Source organism: Mesorhizobium sp. M1E.F.Ca.ET.063.01.1.1, assembly GCF_003998155.1.
In the GTDB taxonomy this organism is placed as follows: Bacteria; Pseudomonadota; Alphaproteobacteria; order Rhizobiales; family Rhizobiaceae; genus Mesorhizobium.
This window is the reverse complement of the sequence record NZ_RZSC01000505.1, coordinates 1-4,427: the sequence shown is the minus strand read 5'-3', so window position 1 is coordinate 4,427 and position 4,427 is coordinate 1. Positions and strand designations below refer to the sequence as shown.

The following is a 4,427-nucleotide window of genomic DNA, read 5'->3' as shown; positions in this document are numbered from 1 at the left end:
GTACGAGGCCGAGCAGCAGCCTGGCGAAGGTCGTCTTGCCGCTGCCGGATTCGCCGACCAGACCGAGCGTCTCGCCGGGCCTCAGGCTGACCGAGACGTCCTTCACCGCCCTCAGCGGCCGGCCGTGGCTGGCATAGGTCTTGTTCAGCCCCTCGACCTGCAGCACCGGCGGTGCCTGCTTGGGTGCTGCGGCGGGGGTCTCGGCTGGTGTCGCGCGCGGCAGCGACTGCGCCTTGTCATGATAGTGGCAGCGCGACAGTCGGCCTTCCCCCAGGTCGTAGAGCGGCGGCGGCTCGCTGCGGCAGCGCTCCGTCGCCAGGGCGCAGCGATCGGCGAAGGCGCAGCCGGTGATGTTGGCGCCGATGCCGGGCAGGAATCCGGGGATGGTGTCCAGGCGGCCCTGGTCCTTGCGCTGGCCGCCGCGCGGCAGGCAACGCATCAGCGCCACCGTGTAGGGATGGCGCGGATCGTTGAAGACGTCCTTGGTCGAGCCTTCCTCGACCAGCATGCCGGCGTAGAGCACGCCGACACGGTCGCACATCTTCGAGACGACGGCGAGGTTGTGGCTGATGAACAGGATCGAGGCCGAGAGCTCGCGCCGCAATTGCGCGATCAGGTCGAGCACTTCGGCTTCCACCGTCGCGTCGAGACCCGTCGTCGGCTCGTCGAGGATCAGCATCGACGGATCGTTGGCCAAGGCCATGGCGATCGCCACGCGCTGCTGCATGCCGCCGGAAAGCTGGTGCGGGTAGCGCTGCATGACACTTGCCGGATCGGAGATGCGCACCCGGTTCAGCATGGCAATGGCCTTGTCGCTCGCCGCCTGTCCAGTGACACCGGCGAGCTCAAAGATCTCGGTCAGCTGGCGGCCGATGCGCAGCGACGGGTTCAGCGCCTTGCCGGGGTCCTGATAGACCATCGACACGCTTTCCGCCCGCGCCCGCCGCAGCGCTTCGCCATCGAGCTTCATCACGTCCTGGCCGTCGAGCGCGATCGAGCCGCCGGTGATCGAGCCATTGCGCGGCAGGTAGCGGACCACAGCGAGCGCCGCCGTCGACTTGCCGCAGCCGGATTCGCCGACGAGCCCGTAGGCCTCGCCGCGGCCGATGGTGAGGTTGACATTGCGCAGCACCGCCCGGTTGCGGCCGCCGACACGGTAGGCGACGGAGAGATCTCTGAGCTCGAGTGCGTTCTTGTCAGTCATTGAACGCTCCATGGACGCCGTCGGCCACCAGATTGACGCCGATAACCAGGGAGGCGATGGCCAGGGCATCGAACAGCACCGTCCACCAGAAGCCGCCGCCGATCATGCCGTAATTGCTGGAGATGCTTAGACCCCAGTCGGGGGAGGGCGGCTGGATGCCGAAGCCCATGAACGAGAGCGTGGCGACGGCGAAGATCGCGTAGCCGAGACGTACCGTCGTCTCGACCAGGATCGGCGGGATGACATTGGGCAGGATCTCGACGAACATCGTATGCAGCGCGCCTTCGTGGCGCAGCTTTGCCGCCGCGACATAGTCGAGTTCGCGTTCAGCAAGCACCGCCGAGCGCACCGTGCGGGCGATGATCGGCGCGAAGCTCAGGCCGATGACGACGATGACGGTGATCTTCGACGTGCCGAGCGCGACGATGGCGAGCAGCGCGATGATCACCACCGGGATCGCCATGAAGGCCTCGAGAACGCGGCTGATCACGTCGTCGACGATGCCGCGGAAATAGCCGATGAGGAGGCCGAGTGCGGTGCCGGCGACGGTCGCGAGCAACGTGGCTAAAGGCGCCACCGTCAGGATGTCACGCGAGCCGACGATGACGCGCGAGAAGACGTCGCGGCCGATCTGGTCGGTGCCGAACCAGTGCTCGGCCGACGGTGGTGCAAGGGCGTTGATGATGTCGTCGGCGAGTGGGTCGTAAGGCACGAAATGCTCGCCGAACAGCGCGCAGATGATCCAGAACAGGACGATGCCAAGCCCGGTCAGGAACGTTCCTGACCGCAACAGCGAGTGCAACACCTCGCCCCAGGGACCGCGCCGCGTCGCGGCGTCGGGTGTGGGCAGGTTCGCGGGAGTATCTGTCACGCTCATTGCTCTGCTCCCAGCCGGATGCGCGGGTTGAGCACGGAATAGAGGAAGTCGGCGACGAGGGTCGCCACCGCATAGACGATGCCGATGGTGAGGATGCCGGCCTCGAGCATCGGGAAATCCTTGCCGCGTGCCGCGGTGAAGATCAGCGAGCCGATGCCCTGGTAGCGGAACAGCGTCTCGATCACGACCAGGCCGCCGATCAGGTAGCCGGTCTGCGTGGCGATGACGGTGATGGTCGGCAACAGCGCGTTGCGCAGCACATGCCGCCAGATCACCGTGCGCCACGGCAGGCCCTTGAGCACGGCGGTGCGAGTATAGTCGGAATCGAGCGCCTCGATCATGCCGGATCGCGCCATCCGGGCGATATAGCCGAACAGCACCAAAAACAGCGGCAGCGACGGCAGGATGAGATAGTAGAGCTGGGTGAAGAAGCCGGCGCCCTTCGGCCAGGAAGCGGCGATCGGCAGCCAGCGCAGCCACACGCCGAAGATCAGGATCAGGATGATGCCGGTGACGAATTCCGGCAGCACCATCACCGACAGGCCGCCGAGGCTGATGATGCGGTCGAGCGGCCGGTTGAGGTTGAGCGCGGCGATGACGCCGCCGAGGATGCCGATCGGCACCACCAGCACGAAAGCGACCAGCGCCAGCTTCATCGAATTGCCCAAAGCGTCGATGACGAAGGGCGCGACCGGCGCGCGGAAAATGTAGGACGTGCCCATGTCGCCATGCAGGAAGTTCCAGATCCAGGTTCCGTACTGGACGAGCAGCGGGCGATCGACGCCGAGCGAATGGTTGAGCGCGTCGACGGCGCGCTCATCGGCGAATGGCCCCAATATGGCGCGCCCGACATTGCCGGGCAGCACCTGGCCGCCGAGGAACACCATGACGCTGAGCAGGAACAGCGTAATGAGCGACAGGCCGAGGCGCCGGACGAGGAAGGCGAGGATGGCGAATACTCCTATTGGAGCCGGCTCTCCGCGGAGAGCCGGCTGTCAGGGATAAGCTTGTTCGCTGTCGTCAGGCCTTCGATGCCTTTTCCAGGAACAGCTGCGACATGGCGGTGGGCTGCACGCCCGTCACGCCCTTCGCCGTCGCAGTCAGGTAGTCGTAGAAATAGCCGAAGATCACCGGCGTTTCCTCGAGCAGCAGCTTCTGGATCTTGCCGGCGCTGGCCTTCTGCGCCTCGAGGTCGAGGGCCGCGATATAGCTGGTCGCCAGCTGGTCGTAGTCCTTGTTCTTGAAGTGGGCGGCATTCCAGGTGCCGTCGCTCTTCAGCGGCGCCGCGAGATAGACGTTCGGCACGCCGCGATGGCCGTAGTCGGTGATGCCCATCACCGAGTCCAGCCAGTTCGACTTGCCGAACACCGCATCGCCGTAATAGGCGCCCTGGTCGAGGATGTTGAGCTCGAGCTCGATGCCGATCTCCTTGACCCAATTCTGGATGAGCTGGGCGTATTCGGGGATTTCCAGATAGCGCTCGGTCGTCAGCGTTACCTTGAAGCCCTTGCCGGCGCCGGCCGCTTCCATCAACTGCTTGGCCTGCGCGATGTCCTGCTCGCGCTGCGGCACGCTGGTGTCGGTCGACGGATAGGCGCTCGCAAACGGGCTGTCGTTGCCTTCCTGGGCGCGGCCCTTCATCAGGCCGGCGACCAGCTTCTTGCGGTCGATGCTGAGCGCGATTGCCCGGCGCACCCGCGGATCCTTGAACGGGTCGGAATCGCAGCGCAGGTGCAACTGCTGGTGCGCCACCGACTTCAGGCTGATGATGTCGACATTCGGATCGTTGAGCAGACCGACGCCGGCCAGCACCGGCATCTGGTTGATGATGTCGATCTGGCCGCCCTGCAGCGCCAGGATCTGCGGCTGGATGTCGGTGAAGAAGGTGAACTCGGTGCGTTCCGGCAAGGCCTTTTCGCCCCAGTAGTCCTCGTTGCGCACGAAAGAGGCGCCGACCTTCGGCGTGTACTTCTCCAGCTTGAACGGCCCGGTGCCGTCGAAGCTCTTTTCGTAGTCGCCCTTGTAGCTCGCCGGGATGATGACGGCGTTGTAGTTGTCGGACGACACCATGTAAGGGAAGTTGCCGTTCGGCGCGTCGAGGTGGAATTCAACCGTGTAGTCGTCGACCTTCTTGGTGTTGCCCTTCTGCAGGATGCCGCTGAACACCGACAGCGCGTTGGACGAGTTGGCGGGATCGGCGAGGCGGTCGATGCTGGCCACCACGTCTTCGGCCTTCATCTCGCCGCCCGAGTGGAATTTCACGCCCTTGCGCAGTGTGAAGGTCCACACCGTGCCGTCGGCGTTCGGCTTCCAGCTTTCCGCCAGCGCCGGCTTCAGCACCAGGTC

Annotated in this window: 4 protein-coding genes; all 4 read right to left on the bottom strand. The window is 65.3% G+C overall.

Annotated features, from left to right (window positions below):
• A partial coding sequence (locus EOA29_RS26525; protein WP_245468545.1) for an ABC transporter ATP-binding protein occupies nucleotides 1-1,204 on the bottom strand: 1,204 nt, incomplete at its 3' end.
• Nucleotides 1,197-2,081: an ABC transporter permease gene (locus tag EOA29_RS26520; protein ID WP_126095352.1), complete on the bottom strand. Its 885-nt coding sequence runs from the start codon at nucleotides 2,079-2,081 to the stop codon at nucleotides 1,197-1,199. The genes EOA29_RS26520 and EOA29_RS26525, both read right to left, overlap by 8 nt.
• Nucleotides 2,078-3,031 (bottom strand): ABC transporter permease, encoded by a 954-nt coding sequence (locus EOA29_RS26515; protein WP_127221831.1) that lies wholly within the window; start codon nucleotides 3,029-3,031, stop codon nucleotides 2,078-2,080. The genes EOA29_RS26520 and EOA29_RS26515 overlap by 4 nt, the downstream gene beginning before the upstream one ends.
• 70 nt (nucleotides 3,032-3,101) lie before the next feature.
• On the bottom strand, nucleotides 3,102-4,427 hold a 1,326-nt coding region (locus EOA29_RS26510), incomplete at its 5' end, for an ABC transporter substrate-binding protein (RefSeq protein WP_145969808.1).